Origin of the sequence: Bradyrhizobium ivorense (assembly GCF_900696085.1) — a bacterium.
Lineage (GTDB): Bacteria > Pseudomonadota > Alphaproteobacteria > Rhizobiales > Xanthobacteraceae > Bradyrhizobium > Bradyrhizobium ivorense.
In genome coordinates, this window is record NZ_CAADFC020000004.1 from 1,328,072 (window position 1) to 1,342,168 (window position 14,097).

Sequence of the window (14,097 nt, forward strand, 5' to 3'; positions counted from 1 at the left end):
TTGCTACCGCAAATCGACCTCTCCCCGATGGGGAGAGTTGGGCCGTGCCCGAGGGTAGATCGATTCAATCCAACTCATTCCACTTTGGGAAAGAGAGCGCGACATGATCATCAGCGGCGACAGACAGATCAGCTACGGCGACATGCACGGCCGCATCGCGCGGGCAGCGACCGGCTTGCGCGCGCTCGGCGTTCGCGGCGGCAAGCCGGTCGGCATGATGCTGCGCAACGACTTCGCGCTGTTCGAGGTGGTCGCGGCCGCGGCCGCGCTCGGCAGCCCGGTAGTGCCGATCAACTGGCACCTGAAGGCCGAGGAGGTCGGCTACATCCTGTCCGACAGCGGAGCCGGCACGCTGGTCTGCCACGCCGACCTGCTGCCGCAGATCAAGGACGGGCTGCCGCCCGACATCAAGCTGCTGGTGGTCGCGACGCCACCGGAGATCGCCGCCGCCTATGGCGTGACGCCGGCGCTGGCCGGCGTGCCGGACGGCATGACCGACTGGGACCGCTGGCGCGACACCCATCAGCCGCTCGCCGATCCGCCGATCGGCGCCGCGCCGATGTTCTACACGTCAGGTACCACCGGCCTACCCAAGGGCGTGCGGCGCAAGCCGATGCGGCCCGAGCAGCAGGCGGCGGCCGCGCGCGTCGGCGCCATCACCTACGGTATCAAGCCGAACGAGGGTCAGGTGATCCTGATGAACGGGCCGATGTATCACTCGGCGCCGCACTCCTACGGCATGCTCGCCTTCCGCAACGGCTGCAGCATCGTACTGGAGCCGCGCTTCGATCCCGAGGACCTGCTGCAACTGATCGAGCGTCATCGCGTCACCCACATGCACATGGTGCCGACCATGTTCGTGTGGCTGCTGCGTCTGCCGGAAGACACGCGGCGCCGCCACGACCTGTCGTCGCTGCGCTTCATCATCCACGGCGCCGCCCCCTGCCCGGTCGACGTCAAGCGCGCGATGATCGAATGGTGGGGACCCGTCGTGAACGAATATCTCGGCTCCACCGAGACCGGCATCCCGGTCTGGCATTCGGCCGCCGAAGCCTTGGCCAAGCCCGGTACGGTCGGCCGCGCGATCGAGGGCGGCATCGTCAAGATATTCCGCCCCGACGGCACGCTGTGCGACGTCGGCGAACCCGGCGAGATCTTCATGCGGCAGACCGCGACCTCGGATTTCGACTACCACGGCAACGCCAAGGCGCGCGCCGAGGCCGACCGCGACGGCCTGATCAGCGTCGGCGACGTCGGCTATCTCGACGCGGACGGCTATCTGTTCCTGTGCGACCGCAAGCGCGACATGGTGATCTCGGGCGGCGTCAACATCTATCCCGCCGAGATCGAGAATGCGCTGATCGGCATGGACGGCGTGCGCGACTGCGCCGTGTTCGGCGTCCCCGATCCGGAGTATGGCGAGCGGCTGTTCGCCTGCATCGAGCCGGAAGCCGGCGCGGAGCTCTCGGCCGCGGCGGTGCAGGAGTTCCTGCGCGGGAAGCTCGCCAATTTCAAGGTGCCGCGGGACATCCAGTTCATGGACGCGCTGCCGCGCGAGGCCACCGGCAAGATCTTCAAGCGCAAGCTGCGCGATCTCCACCGCGACGGGCAGTTGCACGCCATCCGCTGACGGCAAGGCGAACAGCGTTTCAAACTTTGTTGCTGTTGCCAAGCGGGCCGAGGACAAGAAGGATCACGGCGCGCAACAAGCGAGGGTCCGCAAAATGAACTCGACCGATTTCATCGTGGTCCGCAACGATCTGCCGCAGGGCAAGATCATCGAAACGCAATTGCCGGACGGCGCAGCGCTGCCCGCCGACGCACTGCTGGTGAAAGTTGTCAGCTTCGCCTTCACCGCCAACAACATCACTTACGCCGTGATCGGCGAGCAACTGAAATACTGGAACCTGTTTCCAGCGCCGCAGGGCTACGGCATCATCCCGGTCTGGGGCTTTGGCGAGGTGATCGCCTCGAAACATCCGAACGTCGCGGCCGGCGAAACGCTGTTCGGCTATTTCCCGATGGCGACGCATCTCGTGATCGAGGCGGCCGATGTGACGAAGCGCGGCCTGCGCGACGCCGCCGCGCACCGCCAGGAGGTCTCTCCGGTCTACAACGTCTACTCCCGCGTCTCTGATGATCCGACCTATGCCGGCCGGCAGGGCGATTACCGGGCGCTGATGCTGCCGCTGTTCATGCTGTCGTTCATGGTCGACGACTTTCTGGCCGAGAATGAATTCTACGGCGCACGCCGTGTCATGCTGTCGTCGGCCTCGAGCAAGACCGCGTTCGGTCTCGCCCATCTGCTGCACAAGCGGCCGGGCGTCCGCGTGGTCGGGCTGACGTCGAAAGGCAATGTCGATTTCGTCAAATCGCTCGGCTGCTACGACGAGGTCGTGACTTACGACCATGTCACCGCGCTGCCGCAAGGCGAGCCCACGGCCTATGTCGACATGGCCGGCAACAGCGCGCTGCGCGAGACCCTGCATCGGCACCTTGGCGTGCAGATGGTCCATTCGCTCCGCGTCGGGCTGACCCATCGCGCCAGTGACGCGGACGAGCCCGTGCTGCCCGGCGCCAAGCCGGTGTGGTTCTTCGCGCCCGACCAGATCCGCAAGCGCGCCAGGGAGTGGGGACCGGGCGGCGTCGACCGGCGCTTCGGCGCCGCGTGGGCCGAGCTCGTCCCGCATCTGCCGGACTGGATCAGGGTTGTCGAACGTCGCGGCGTGCACGCGGTGCGTGAGGCCTATCTCGATACCCTGCAGGGCAGGGTGCCGCCGGATCAAGGCCTGATCCTGTCGCTGGCCGAATAGGCGGCATCCCGTCACGGCCTTTCGGCGCCTCGGCAAATCGGTATAGGGTTCGCGGCACGGGAAACGCTGCAAAAAGCACCGCAAGGCAACGTCGCCAAAGCGGCCGATGACGAGAAACGCCGGATGCTTGACAAGTCGGACGATATTTCGGTTGCCGCCGACCATTGGCTGCTGCAGTTCGAGGACGCGCTGGCGAGCCCGGACGACGTGCTGCTGAAGCCGCTGTTCCATCCCGACAGCTACTGGCGCGACGTGCTCGCCTTCACCTGGAACATCCAGACTGTCAGCCGCGCCTTCGCGATCCTCGAGGAACTGCCCGCGCATGCCGAGCGCAGCGCGCCGCACAATTTCCGCATCGATGCCGAGCGCGCCGCGCCGCGGCGGGTGATGCGCGCCGGCACCAACGCGATCGAGGCGATCTTCAAGTTCGAGACCGCGATCGGCCGCGGCCACGGCATCGTGCGGCTGATCCCCGATGCCGCCGACGACAACCGCCTGAAAGCCTGGACATTGCTGACCGCGCTCGAGGAGCTGAAGGGGTTCGAGGAGCAGCAAGGGAGCACGCGGCCGCGTGGACAAGCCTATTCGCGCGACTTCCGCGGGCCGAACTGGCTCGACCAGCGCAAGGCGGCGGCCGAATATGCCGACCGCGACCCTGACGTGCTGGTGGTCGGCGGCGGCCAGGCCGGGCTCGCGATCGCGGCGCGGCTCAAGCAATTGAACGTCGACACGCTGATCGTCGACCGCGAGGCGCGGATCGGCGACAACTGGCGCAAGCGCTACCACGCGCTTACCCTGCACAACCAGGTGCAGGTCAATCACCTGCCCTACATGCCGTTCCCGCCGAACTGGCCGACCTACATCCCGAAGGACAAGCTCGCCAACTGGTTCGAGGCCTATGTCGAGGCGATGGAGCTGAACTTCTGGACCGGCACCGAATTCGCCGGCGGCAGCTATGATGCCGCGCAGGGCCGCTGGACCGTCGAACTGCGCCGCGCCGACGGCACGATCCGCAAGATGCAGCCGCGCCATGTCGTGATGGCGACCGGCGTCAGCGGCATTCCGAACCGCCCCGATATTCCCTCGCTGAAGAATTTCGCCGGCAAGGTGCTGCATTCCAGCGGCTACGAGGACGGCGAGGATTTTTACGGCAAGCGCGCGATCGTGATCGGCACCGGCAACAGCGGCCACGACATCGCCCAGGACCTGCACTCCTCCGGCGCCGACGTCACGCTGGTGCAGCGCTCCTCGACCCTGATCACCAACATCGAACCGTCGGCGCAGCTTGCCTACGCCGCCTACAACGAGGGCACGCTCGAGGACAACGATTTGATCGCGACCTCGATGCCGCTGACGCTCGCCAGGCGCAGCCATGTGCTGATCACCGAACAGTCGAAGGAGCTCGACAAGCCGCTGCTCGACGGCCTCGCCAAGGTCGGCTTCAAGCTCGACTTCGGCGACGGCGGCACCGGCTGGCAGTTCAAATACCTCACCCGCGGCGGCGGCTATTATTTCAATGTCGGCTGCTCCGATCTGGTAGCTGATGGCGCAATCCGGCTGCAGCAGTTTGCGGATATCGATACGTTCGTGAATGAAGGCGCGCGGCTGAAGAGCGGCGAGACCATTGCCGCCGACCTGATCGTGCTCGCCACCGGCTACCGCCCGCAGGAAGAGCTGGTGAAGAAACTGTTCGGCGCGGCGATGGCCGAGCGCGTCGGCCCGATCTGGGGTTTTGGCGACGGCCAGGAGCTGCGCAACATGTACACCCGCACGCCGCAGCCGGGCCTCTGGTTCATCGCCGGCAGCCTCGCGCAATGCCGCATCAACTCGCGCTACCTCGCGCTGCAGATCGAGGCGATCGAGGAAGGGCTGCTGCCGCGCGATGTCGGGCCGGTGGCGGAGCTGCCGTAGTACTCACTAATGTCATTCCGGGATGCGCGAAGCGCAGACCCGGAATCTCGAGATTCCGGGTTCGATGCTATCGCATCGCCCCGGAATGACGTCCCTGGGGAGAAAACAAAAATGCCAACCATCCTCGGCTCCGGCGAGCATCGCTACCGCGTCGTCGAAAATTTCGCAAAACTGCCCGACGGCTGGAGCCTGACCGACGTCGCCTCGGTCGCGGTCGACAGCAAGGACCGCATCTACGTCTTCAACCGCGGCGCCCACCCGATGGTGGTGCTCGACCGCGAGGGCAACTTCCTCCGCAGCTGGGGCGAAGGCCTGTTCTCGCGCGCCCACGGCCTGCACATCGACGCCGACGACAATCTCTACTGCACCGACGACGGCGACCACACCGTGCGCAAGTGCTCGACCGACGGCAAGGTGCTGCTGACGATCGGGATCCCGAACAGGCCGGCGCCGTTCATGAGCGGCGAGCCGTTCCATCGCTGCACCCACACCGCGCTGTCGCCGCAGGGCGAGATCTACGTCTCCGACGGCTACGGCAATGCCTGCGTCCACAAATACACGCCGGACGGCAGACTGATCAAAACCTGGGGCGAGCCCGGCACCGATCCCGGCCAGTTCAACATCGTGCACAACATCGCAACTGATTCCGACGGCTATGTCTATGTCGCCGATCGCGAGAACCATCGCGTGCAGGTGTTCGACGGCAACGGCCGATACGAGACGCAGTGGAACAACCTGCACCGCCCCTGCGCGCTGTGCTGCTGCGGCGGCGGCAAGCAGCCGAACTTTCTGATCGGCGAGCTCGGCCCCGGCATGGCGGTGAACCGCAAGGTGCCCAATCTCGGCCCGCGGCTGTCGATCGTCGACGCCAAGGGCAACCGCATCGCAAAGCTCGGCGGCGAGCACGGCCCCGGCATCGAGACCGGCAAATTCCTGGCACCGCACGGCCTCGCGCTGGACTCCCGCGGCGACATCTATGTCGGCGAGGTCGGCGTCACCGACTGGAAGACCAGCTTTCCCGACACCGAGATGCCGGCCGCGGTGCGGGTGAGCCGGTTTCTGCAGAAGCTGGAGCGGGTGACGACGTAGCTCTCTCCACGGGTCGTCCCGGCGAAGGCCGGGACGACGCGTAGAGAGACCTGCGCTACCATCCCCGTCACCCTGAGGTGGCCGCTTCTTCAGCGGCCCTCGAAGGGTCGACGGCCCGCAGCGGGGCCGATTCATCCTTCGAGGCTCGCAAGGGCTCGCACCTCAGGATGACGGGGCAAAGAGATTGCCGCGTGAAACATGTCACTCCGGCTTGATTCCCGAGGCCTTGATGATCGGCCACCAGCGATCGGCTTCCTGCTTTTGAAACGCCGACAAAATCAAACCTCGCCGATCACCTCGCGGCGGCGCTGCTCCGATTCCTCCGCATAGCGGCGCATCGCATGCGCCTCGGTGAGCACGCCGATCGGCCGGCGGTCGCCGTCGCCCTCGACCACCGCGAGCGATTCGGCCTCGGCCGCGTCGAACACCGCGATCGCCTCCTGGACGTTCATGGCGGGATGCAGCACCACGTCGGCGTGGCGCAGGATGGCCGCAAGCCCCTTGTCGGCCTCGATGTCGGGTGCATGCGCTTCGGCGACCACGGCGAGCCCGGCATAATGGCCCTCGCCGTCGACCGCGACCACCTGGGTCTTCGAGCCCGGCGGGAATTTCTCGCGGAAGGTCTCGAGCGGCATCGCGGCGTCCACCGTCGTCATGTCCTGCCGCATCATTCGCCCGACGGTGAGATCGCGGATCCAGCCGATATCGGCGGCGCTGCGGATGCTCTCGCCGCGCAGATGCAGCCGCCAGGTCGCGAACGAGTAGCCGAACAATTCGCGCGTCATCGTGGTCGAGATGATCACCGAGACCAGCACCGCGGTGGTGAGCCAGAGATTGCCGGTCGATTCCAGCGCGATGAACGACATCGTCAGCGGGCCGCCGATCACCGAGGCCGACAGCGCGCTCATCCCGATCACCGCATAGGCGTTGGGATCGAGGTTCAGCCCCGGCCAGACGCTATCGACCCCGGCCGCGAACAGCCGGCCGCCGAGCACGCCCATGAACAGCGTCGCGAAGAACAGCCCACCGCGAAAGCCGCTGCCGAGCGAGATGATCGATGCAATGGCCTTCAGCGCGAACACGCTGGCAATGAAGCTGAGCGGCATCGCCACGATGCCGGCGAAGCGCAGCGCGCCGTGGCCGGACGACATCACCTGCGGCGTGAGCAGCGCCAGCGCGCCGACCGCGAGCCCGCCGAGCGCCGGGCGCAGCGGCGGCCAGAGCCGGGTCTTGGCGAGCAGCGTCTCGCACAGCGTCACCCCGCGCATGATGGCAATACCGGTCAGCGCCGCGATCACGCCGAGCAGCGCTGCGATCGCAAGATCCCGCCCCAGCACGTCACCGACCGCGCCGACGCCGACCCCGAGCGGCAGCGGCTCGAACGCATGCGCGACGAAATAGCCTGACACCGCGGCGACCCCGACCGGGGTCAGGCTCGCCGGCGTATAGCCGCCGATCACAAGTTCGAAAGCATAGAACGCGCCCGCCAGCGGCGCGCTGAAGGCGCCGGCGATCGCCGCCGCCGCGCCGCAGCCGACCATGATTCGCTGGTCGTTGCGGCGCAAATGAAAGCCGCGACCGAGCGACGCAGCGAGCCCACTGGACAGCTGGGTATAGCCAGCCTCGAGCCCGACCGAGCCGCCGATGCCGCTCGACCAGACCGTCTGCAGCGCCACGATCACGCTGCCGCGGAACGACATCCGCCCGCCATAGAGCGCATTGGCCTCGATCGGGTCGATCTCGCGCGCCGGGCGGACCCGAATCAGCAGCAGGAATGCAATCCCGAGCAGCAGGCCGCCGACCAAGGGAACCAGCAGGGCGCGCAGCGGATCGATGCTCGGCTGGCTCGACAGCCGGTCGCCCAATGGCAGATTGAACAGCACCGCATGCAGCACGGAGACCAGCCCGCTCATGGCCGCGACCACGAGGCCCCCGATGGCGCCGATCAGCACCGCCAGCACCACCAGGCTGGTTTCATGCGCGCGCACGAATGCGCGCAGCCGGCGCGGCGCCTCGAGATAGCTTGAGGTCGTGGTCATCGGATAGGTCCGTCAGCGGCCGACAGGGGCCTTGCGGCTCCCTTTACGGACCTCAGGGACGGGTGGCAATCGGGGCGGGAACATGGCAAGCGCACGGCAGATAAGCCGCTCTATGCTCTTCACAATCCCGTCACGCTGCCTGTAGTATGTGAGTGCATGCTGCTTCGCAGCTAATGGGAGTCAGGAGCGTTATTTGAACGCACATGTCTCGCAAGGCGGTTGGCCGGTGCTGGTGCTGAATGCGGACTTCCGGCCGCTGAGTTATTACCCGCTGTCGCTCTGGTCCTGGCAGGACGCGATCAAGGCGGTGTTCCTCGATCGTGTCAACATTGTCGAGTACTACGACAGAGCGGTACGAAGTCCGTCGTTCGAAATCCAGCTGCCGAGCGTCGTATCCTTAAAATCCTTCGTCAAGCCGACCACCCACCCCGCCTTCACCCGCTTCAACGTCTTCCTCCGCGACCGCTTCTCCTGCCAGTACTGCCTCTCCGCGGACGACCTGACCTTTGATCACATCATTCCGCGCAGCAAGGGTGGCCAGACCACCTGGGAGAACGTCGTCGCCGCCTGCTCGCCCTGCAATCTGCGCAAGGGCAACCTGACGCCGCAGCAGGCCAAGATGTTTCCGAAGCAGACGCCCTACGCGCCGACCGTGCACCAGCTGCACCGCAACGGCCGCCTGTTTCCGCCGAACTATCTGCACGAGAGCTGGCTCGACTATCTCTACTGGGATACTGAGCTGGATCCGTAGGGCAGGATAATGCACCGCCTGCGCGTCGTCCTAGGCCGCGCGTGCTGAGCCGGCGGATATACGTTCTCTCCGCATTGGCCGTTTGTGCCGCCGCCGCAATCGGCGCCAGCCGATCACGACGCCGCTGATCGAGACGATGGTGCCGACCGCCGACAGCAGCCAGACCACGACGTCACGCAGCGGCCAGACCTGCAGCAGCAGCGGAAAATCCAGGCTGTGCAACGCGTTGAACAGCCAGCGGTAGGAGCGGCGGCTGTCGTCGCTGCGATCGAGGATCTCGGCCGTGACAGGCGAAATGTAGAGCCAGGTGTGGACGGGATCGTCGAAGCCGATCCGCAGCACGGGAAGCTCGCGGCTCTGATGCAGCGCGTACCAGTAGGCATCAGGCGCATCGAGTTGCCGCACGAAGCTGATCGCTGCGCCCGGCATCGCGCGGCGGGCGGCTGCGACGATCTGGTCCTGCGACAGCGCGGCCGGCGCGCCTGTTGCCGCATCGGCGAGAGTCTGACGGCCGTCGCGCGCGCTGAGCACCATCATCGGATGCCCGCCAAGCCAGACGAAGCGCGCCTCACTCGCCGGCATCGACGGCGCTGACTGAACGCGCGATACGATATCGGGCGCATCGTGGCCGCTGTAGCCGACCGCGATCTCGCGCGTGACGCCACGGCTGGAGAATGCGCCGCCGGGGTTGAGCGAGAGCCAGCCGGAAAACATCCAGGTGAGCACGAAGATGCCGCCGATCAGGCCGGCGATGTGATGCCAGGCCATCCAGCCGCGATAAAGCGAGATCGTGCCGCGCGCGTAGCGGCGGGTCAGCCGCAGCCGGAGAATGCCGATCCAGAAGCCGGTGACGGCGACGACGAGGCAGATGCCCGAGATCCACAGCACCACGTCGCGCCACAGCGGGCCGTCCTTGCGCAGCACGGTCGGATAGATCCAGTGCGGGATCGAGCCGAGCCAGTTCCAGACCCGCTCCTGCCGCGTGGTGTCGAGCGCGATCTCGCCGCTACGCGCGGACACATAGAGCTCGATGCCGTCGGCGTCGCCGAGGCCGATCAGATAGAGCGGCCGCAACGGATCGAAGCGCGCCGTGACCGACCATTGGTCGCGCGTCACCGTGTCGAGCAGTTGCGGCTGCACCGCTTGCGGGTGATGCCGGGCAATCGCCAGCGCCTGCTCCGGCGTGATGCGGTCGATCACGCTGCCGTCGACCGCCGAGATGGTGACGGCGCCGCCGTTCCATCCGGTCACGCGATAGACCGGAACGTCGTGCATCATCGAGAGCCGCAGGTCGCGCGGATAACGCTCCATGCCTGCGATCGCCATGGCGCGGTCGGGCGCGATCTGGACCTTGCTCCAGAGGATGGCAGGGAGCGCCGCAAGGCGCTCGCTGTCGGTGAGGCGAGGAAACGCCACATAAATCATGACGAGACCGGAGATGAACCACATCGCGAACAGCAGGCATGTCGCGATGCCGATCCAGCGATGGATGACGTAGAGCCATCGCCGTCCCCGCCGGATCAGTGCGCTGCGCATGGTCAGAACTTCACGTTGAGGGAGAGTTCGGCGGTGCGCGGCATGCCGAGCAGCCACTGGCCGGCGCCGTTCGAGGTCACCGCATAAACCTGGTCGAGCAGATTGTAGACCCGGAACGCCACCGTGGTGCGGTCATCCGGCTTCCACCTGATGCCGCCATTGACGACGTTGTAACCGGGCCGCAGCTGGGTGTTGGCGAGGTCGGAGTACATCGCGCCGACCATCTGCACGCTGCCATAGACCGACCAGTTCGGTGCAAAATCCCAGGTCAGCCAGATGTTGGCGACCTGCTGCGGCACGTTGACCGGGACGTTGCCGTTGAAGCTGACGATCTTGCCGCCGACCAGCTGGCTGTTGTTGTCGTATTTGGCGCGCAACACCGCCAGATTGGCGTCGATGCGCCAGCCGTAGTCCAGCGCCAGCCCGATCGTTCCCTCGACACCGCGAGAGGACTGCTGGCCGACCTGCAACGCGAGGCCGTTGGGATTGGCGGGATCGGGAATCGTCAGCCCTGTCTTGACGATCTCGTAGGCCGCCAGCGTCCACTCGCCGCGGCCGCCCCAGAACGACTGCTTGACGCCGACCTCGGTCTGCTTGCCGGTGGCGAGCTGGAAGGTCTTTTGCGTGGTCGACAGCGAAATCAGATTGCCGACCGGATCGACGCCGACCGCATACTGGCCGTAGAGCGCGAGGTTCTTGATCGGCTCGTAGACGAGGCCGGTGCGCCAGCTGGTGCCCGACAGCGTGGTTTCAAAACTGTTCGCCGGCGTCTTGTAGTCGGTGCGATCGATCTCGGGGCGGTCGTACCTGACGCCGGTCACCAGCGACAATTGATCCGTCAGCTTCAGCCGGTCTTCGGCAAACAGCGCGCATTGATTGACCATCGAATTGAAGCCCGGCGTGGTCGCTGTCGTCGTTGCGAAGAACGATCCGGGATCGAACACGTATGGGTTCACCGACGATGCGCCCCCAAACGGGGAGTTGTTGGTGTGGAAGAACTCGATGTGATTGACGTCGAATCCGGCAACGAACTGGTTGGCAAGGCCGAGGACGTGACCGCTGAAGGTTGCGTCCATCCGGTTGCCGGACTGCTTCTGATCGTGGAAGATCTCGATGTAGCTGGAGCGATCGATCAACTGGGTCTTCGGATTGAAGGTGTAGTTCTCGATGTCGCGCCAGTGCCGCTGGCTGTTGAGATAATACAGCGTGTTGTTGATCCTGATGCCGTCGGCGACGTCCCACTCGGTCTTGAACCGGGTCCAGCTGTCCTGGTAGCGGATGGTGCTGTCTGATGCGTTGTAGTTCTTGAAGCGCAGCGCATCGAGGATGGTGCCACCGACCAGCGGCGTGCCGAAATAGCGCGACGGGCTGCGGTCGCCATAGTCCTCCGACAGCGTGAAGGCGAGGTTTTCGGTGGCCTGCACCCGCACCGCGGCGGACACCACCGCGTTCGAGCTCTTGTCGCGATCGACATAACCGTCGGACATGTTGCCGGTGGCGTTGATGCGGTAGGACACATTGGGATTGATCGGGCCGGTGCTGTCGACCGAGAGCCGCTTCGTCATGTTACTATCGAGCGACACCGCGGCTTCGTTGTACGGCGTGGTGAGCGGCTGCTTCGGGATCACGTTGATGACGCCGCCGATCGCGCCCTCGCCGTACAGCACCGAGGCCGGGCCGCGCAGCACCTCGATGCGCTCGGTCGACCAGGTGTCGTAGGGAAACGTCAGCGTGCCTGAGCCGATATAGAATCGGGTGCCGTCATACAGCGTCATCACCGAATTGCTGCCGGCGAAGCCGCGGGTGCTGAACGACAGCCCGCCATTGCCGGGCGCCGGCGTTGCGGTGAAGCCGGCCGCATTCTGGGTGACGGCGTCGGTGACGTTATGCTGGCCGCGCTCCTCGATGGTTTGCGACCGGATGATCTCGACGCTGGCCGGCGTCTGCAGCGGCGTCAGATTGAGGCGGCTGCCGGTGCCGCCCGGCGTGTTGGCGTTGAGGGTCGGAGATGGCGAGCCCGATCCGGACGACGCGGCAGCTTGCGACGAGCCAGTGGCGGCCGCGGCGGGCGCGGCCGGTCTCGGGCGTGGCCGCGCAGCGCTGCCGGCGGCAGCGCCGTTGCCCTCGGCACGCTTCGGCTTGGCGGCGGGCGGCGAGACCTCGACCGGATCAAGCGCGGTGGTTGGTCGGGTGATCTGCGCGAGCGCTTCGGCCGGCAGCAACAGTGATGACAGGGAGCAAATGAAGCCGAGGCTCGACCTGAGCGCGACGGAGGCGGGGGACGACATGAACGGACTCGCGGGTAACGTGGCACGTCACCGCGAACGCGGACACCGCATCGCCCGAGAGCCATGCGCCGATCCCCACCAGGACGCCCCGCCCGATGTGCTCGCGTGTGACCACGACTGACGGCAGGTCTCCTGGCTCGCGGGTCGTCGCCTGTCGCCGCCTTCCCGGGCCTGACGGTCCAGTGGCAAATTGACGAGAGGCTCGCCGCCTACAGTTGCGGGGACAGCCGCGGCATTGGGACGTCACCCGCACCGCATTCCCTTTTGATCCCCCGAAGGAGAACCGTCAGGCGGAACGATAGGTGCCGGCTCCGGAGGTGTCAATTCGACGTGACTGTCGCATGCATCGTTTGCGAGATGGTGCGGCGGAAGCGACACAGCGCTAGCGGTATGCAGCGCGGAGGTCGGTTGCCCCGTCATCCCCGCGCAAAGGCTTCGCCTTTGTCGCTGGAGGTGCGAGCTCTTGCGAGCCTCGAAGGATGAATCGGCCACCAGTCGGGCCGTCGACCCTTCGAGGCTCGCCGAAGAGGCTCGCACCTCAGGGTGACGGATAACTCACGCAGCGCTGAGACTGTTGCCCCGTCATCCTGAGGAGCGGCCACTTGCCCGCGTCTCGAAGGATGCACGGCCCGGCCGGTGGCCGTCGACCCTTCGAGACGCGCGCAAGAGCGCGCTCCTCCAGCGACAAAGGCGAAGCCTTTGCGCGGGGGTGACGGAAAACTTATGCTTCATGTCATCCCGCTTCAACGCATCCTTGCATCACCGCATCGATCTCGGCGCGCGACAGCGCGCCCATCTCGGCGATGAAGACGATGCGTGTTCGCGGCACGCCGGGCGTGGGCGCGCCGCCGGCCGCCAAGGTCGCGCGTCCGCCGGCGAGTTGAAACACGGTCAGCCGCCCGGGCTGCTCGACCGTCTCGAACAGGCCTTTTGCCCGCGCGAGCTTTGGCGCCAGTTTGCCGATCGCCTGCTGCAGCCGCGGCAGCACAATGCGCCGGTCCGACGTCCAGCTCAGCGTCTCGAACCGATCAGTCGCCGGGCGGCGTGGCGTAACGTCGCGCGGCTCCGGCATGCGATCCGGGTCGATCGGAAACAGCAGCGCGGCGGGCACCTCGCCGTGATTGGCGTCGACCACCACCGCCGCCGGACGCTGCGTGCGGATCGCCTCACGCATCGCCGCGCGCGCGCCAGCATCCGCGAGGTCCACCTTGCTCAACGCCACCACATCGGCCGCGCGGAGCTGCGAGCGCAGCAGCGCGTCGTTCAGTGCGGCCGGAGGCTGGGTCGCGTCGACCACGCACAGCACCGTCTCCAGCGGCGCCTCCTTCCAGATCACCGGGTCCATCAGATTGCGCACGATGTCGGAGGGATCGGCGATGCCGCTGGTCTCGATCACGATGAACTCGGGGCGCGGGTCGCGCCGCAGCAGCGTGGCGAGGGTGCGGATCAGATCGCCTTCCAGCGTGCAGCAGATGCAACCGTTGCTCAGGCTGACGACGCCATCACTGCTACCTGCGATCAGCTCGGCATCGATGTTGATGGCGCCGAAATCGTTGACCACGGCGGCGATGCGCCGGCCTTCGGCGTGCGCCAGGAGATGATTGACGACCGTGGTCTTGCCCGCCCCGAGAAAGCCCGCGACCAGCAGGATCGGGACCGGCAGAATTTGG

The 14,097-nt window shown here is 66.3% G+C and carries 9 protein-coding genes and 1 riboswitch; of the genes, 5 read left to right on the forward strand and 4 right to left on the reverse strand.

Annotated features, from left to right (window positions below):
- Positions 1 to 103: 103 nt before the first annotated feature.
- From CI41S_RS06980 to CI41S_RS06995, 4 genes are all read left to right on the forward strand, one after another.
- Positions 104 to 1,630 (forward strand): acyl-CoA synthetase, encoded by a 1,527-nt coding sequence (locus CI41S_RS06980; protein ID WP_139857994.1) that lies wholly within the window; start codon positions 104 to 106, stop codon positions 1,628 to 1,630.
- A gap of 94 nt (positions 1,631 to 1,724) precedes the next feature.
- Positions 1,725 to 2,813, forward strand: a complete 1,089-nt coding sequence (locus CI41S_RS06985; RefSeq protein WP_139857996.1) for a DUF2855 family protein — start codon at positions 1,725 to 1,727, stop codon at positions 2,811 to 2,813.
- 123 nt (positions 2,814 to 2,936) lie between these two features.
- Positions 2,937 to 4,724 carry a flavin-containing monooxygenase gene (locus tag CI41S_RS06990; protein WP_139857999.1) on the forward strand — a complete coding sequence of 596 codons (1,788 nt, stop codon included), beginning with the start codon at positions 2,937 to 2,939 and terminating at the stop codon, positions 4,722 to 4,724.
- 111 nt (positions 4,725 to 4,835) lie between these two features.
- Positions 4,836 to 5,813 carry a peptidyl-alpha-hydroxyglycine alpha-amidating lyase family protein gene (locus tag CI41S_RS06995; protein WP_139858001.1) on the forward strand — a complete coding sequence of 326 codons (978 nt, stop codon included), beginning with the start codon at positions 4,836 to 4,838 and terminating at the stop codon, positions 5,811 to 5,813.
- Between the two features lie 278 nt (positions 5,814 to 6,091).
- Here the strand turns inward: CI41S_RS06995 and CI41S_RS07000 are convergent, their stop codons facing one another.
- On the reverse strand, positions 6,092 to 7,852 hold the full coding sequence (locus tag CI41S_RS07000) for a chloride channel protein (RefSeq protein ID WP_139858003.1): 1,761 nt from the start codon (positions 7,850 to 7,852) through the stop codon (positions 6,092 to 6,094).
- Positions 7,853 to 8,045: 193 nt separating this feature from the next.
- Between CI41S_RS07000 and CI41S_RS07005 the strand changes: the two genes are divergently transcribed.
- Positions 8,046 to 8,603 carry an HNH endonuclease gene (locus CI41S_RS07005; RefSeq protein ID WP_139486795.1) on the forward strand — a complete coding sequence of 186 codons (558 nt, stop codon included), beginning with the start codon at positions 8,046 to 8,048 and terminating at the stop codon, positions 8,601 to 8,603.
- 30 nt (positions 8,604 to 8,633) lie between these two features.
- Here the strand turns inward: CI41S_RS07005 and CI41S_RS07010 are convergent, their stop codons facing one another.
- From CI41S_RS07010 to CI41S_RS07020, 3 genes are all read right to left on the reverse strand, one after another.
- The gene (locus CI41S_RS07010; RefSeq protein ID WP_139858006.1) at positions 8,634 to 10,139 is read right to left on the reverse strand and encodes a PepSY domain-containing protein; all 1,506 of its coding nucleotides are present in this window, start codon (positions 10,137 to 10,139) and stop codon (positions 8,634 to 8,636) included.
- A gap of 2 nt (positions 10,140 to 10,141) precedes the next feature.
- Positions 10,142 to 12,427, reverse strand: a complete 2,286-nt coding sequence (locus tag CI41S_RS07015) for a TonB-dependent receptor (protein WP_139858008.1) — start codon at positions 12,425 to 12,427, stop codon at positions 10,142 to 10,144.
- Between the two features lie 105 nt (positions 12,428 to 12,532).
- A riboswitch (cobalamin riboswitch) is annotated at positions 12,533 to 12,730 on the reverse strand.
- Positions 12,731 to 13,160: 430 nt separating this feature from the next.
- Positions 13,161 to 14,090: a CobW family GTP-binding protein gene (locus CI41S_RS07020; RefSeq protein ID WP_139858590.1), complete on the reverse strand. Its 930-nt coding sequence runs from the start codon at positions 14,088 to 14,090 to the stop codon at positions 13,161 to 13,163.
- Positions 14,091 to 14,097: the final 7 nt, after the last annotated feature.

Bases quoted from the DNA above. Each gene is read 5' to 3' on its own strand.
- CI41S_RS06980 (WP_139857994.1), top strand. From the start codon at position 104: ATGATCATCAGCGGCGACAGACAGATCAGCTACGGCGACATGCACGGC.
- CI41S_RS06985 (WP_139857996.1), top strand. From the start codon at position 1,725: ATGAACTCGACCGATTTCATCGTGGTCCGCAACGATCTGCCGCAGGGC.
- CI41S_RS06990 (WP_139857999.1), top strand. From the start codon at position 2,937: ATGCTTGACAAGTCGGACGATATTTCGGTTGCCGCCGACCATTGGCTG.
- CI41S_RS06995 (WP_139858001.1), top strand. From the start codon at position 4,836: ATGCCAACCATCCTCGGCTCCGGCGAGCATCGCTACCGCGTCGTCGAA.
- CI41S_RS07000 (WP_139858003.1), bottom strand. From the start codon at position 7,852: ATGACCACGACCTCAAGCTATCTCGAGGCGCCGCGCCGGCTGCGCGCA.
- CI41S_RS07010 (WP_139858006.1), bottom strand. From the start codon at position 10,139: ATGCGCAGCGCACTGATCCGGCGGGGACGGCGATGGCTCTACGTCATC.
- CI41S_RS07015 (WP_139858008.1), bottom strand. From the start codon at position 12,427: ATGTCGTCCCCCGCCTCCGTCGCGCTCAGGTCGAGCCTCGGCTTCATT.